Origin of the sequence: Streptomyces sp. AK010, from assembly GCF_014207295.1 — a bacterium.
Classification (GTDB): domain Bacteria; phylum Actinomycetota; class Actinomycetes; order Streptomycetales; family Streptomycetaceae; genus Streptomyces; species Streptomyces massasporeus.
The window spans coordinates 1-1,286 of sequence record NZ_JACHCX010000077.1 but is presented as its reverse complement, the minus strand read 5'-3'; the positions used below and the strand labels follow the sequence as shown (position 1 = coordinate 1,286).

The window sequence follows — 1,286 nt, the reverse complement described above, 5'->3', positions numbered from 1 at the left end:
CCTAGAGAAACGCCCTCCAGGCGGCCACACCCATATCTACGCAGGTCAGACCCCAGATTCTGAGCTCTAGGCCGTCGAATTATGTCGAACCCGGGCGATGATGCGGTGCTCGCGCATCAGCCGCTCAACCCTCTTCTCATTGACCACCCGCCCGGCCCGGCGCAGGGCGGCATGGATCCGCGGGGCGCCGTAAGCGCCGCGCGAGGCGGCGTGCAACACCCGGATCTCCGCCACGAGTTCGGCCTCCGCGCGCCGCCGCAGCCGTCGGGCCGACCGGGAGGCCATCCAGGCGTAGTACGCCGAGCGGGACACCTTCAACACCCGGCACAGGAACGCCACCGGACGGCCGCCGGGATTGCTCTCGGAAGCCTTCTCCGCATCAATGAACGCGTAGCGCGCGGCTACTTCGTCTTCTGCTGCGCGAAGAAGGCGGTCGCTTTTCCCAGCACCTCGATCGTCGCCTCCTGCTCCCGGACCTTCCGCCGCAGCCGGGCCAGCTCCTCGCGCTCGGCCGTGGTCAGCGCCCCGGCAGGCCCCTCACCCCGGTCGATCTTCGCCTGCTTGACCCAGTTCCGCAGGCCCTCCGGGCTCACGCCCAGGTCCCGGGCAACCTCCGTGACGGTCTTGTCCGACGACAGCGCCAGCGCGACCGCATCCCGCTTGAACTCGGCCGTGTACCGCTTACTCATGTTGCTCTTCTTGCTCACTACCTGTGACTGCTTCCTCCGGGACCATCCGGTATCAGGCTGTCCAGGTCACAGGGGGAGCCTCAGGTCGACTTCCTCGTGGTCCAGGCATTCGACCAGTACGCGCTGGAACGCCACGAACGTCTGGGTGCCGGAGGTAGCGACTTCCTGCTGGTCAACCTGTTCCGGCCGCCCTACGGGGCGCCGATGACGACCGACGCGATCGGCGAACTGTGTGAGTCGTTGTCCCGGCGGGCCGGGCTGGGCCGGAAGATCGGACCACGGATGTGTCGACATGCGATGGCCAGCAACGTCGCCGATGCCGGCGGCAAACTGGACGAGGTCCAGGCACTGCTCGGGCAGAAGAGCGCGGAATCGCCGCGACCCTACCTGCATCCCAAACCATCGCGCCTTCGCGAGGCCGTTGAGCGGGTGCCTCTTCCGCGTGTGAACGCCAAGGATGGCCATCGATGACGATCGCTCTGATCGAGAACCTGCCAGCAGAACTGGGCAGTGTGCATCGTGAAGTTGCAGGTCACGGGTCTGGTGTGCGTGGGGTTCTCGATACTCGTGCCGGTCGCGGGTGGATGACTTCGGTGA

The 1,286-nt window shown here is 66.6% G+C and carries 3 protein-coding genes; 1 reads left to right on the top strand and 2 read right to left on the bottom strand.

Going from position 1 to position 1,286, the window contains the following annotated elements:
- Nucleotides 1–66: 66 nt before the first annotated feature.
- A complete protein-coding gene (locus tag HDC93_RS37675; protein WP_185015259.1) occupies nt 67–339 on the bottom strand; it encodes an IS3 family transposase in 273 nt (90 codons plus the stop codon).
- 62 nt (nt 340–401) lie between these two features.
- On the bottom strand, nt 402–689 hold the full coding sequence (locus HDC93_RS37670; protein ID WP_037756723.1) for a transposase: 288 nt from the start codon (nt 687–689) through the stop codon (nt 402–404).
- 96 nt (nt 690–785) lie between these two features.
- Here HDC93_RS37670 and HDC93_RS37665 point away from each other — a divergent pair, with 96 nt between their 5' ends.
- Nucleotides 786–1,160, top strand: a complete 375-nt coding sequence (locus tag HDC93_RS37665) for a site-specific integrase (RefSeq protein ID WP_311774744.1) — start codon at nt 786–788, stop codon at nt 1,158–1,160.
- Nucleotides 1,161–1,286 lie beyond the last annotated feature (126 nt).

Bases quoted from the DNA above. Each gene is read 5' to 3' on its own strand.
- HDC93_RS37670 (WP_037756723.1), bottom strand. From the start codon at position 689: ATGAGTAAGCGGTACACGGCCGAGTTCAAGCGGGATGCGGTCGCGCTG.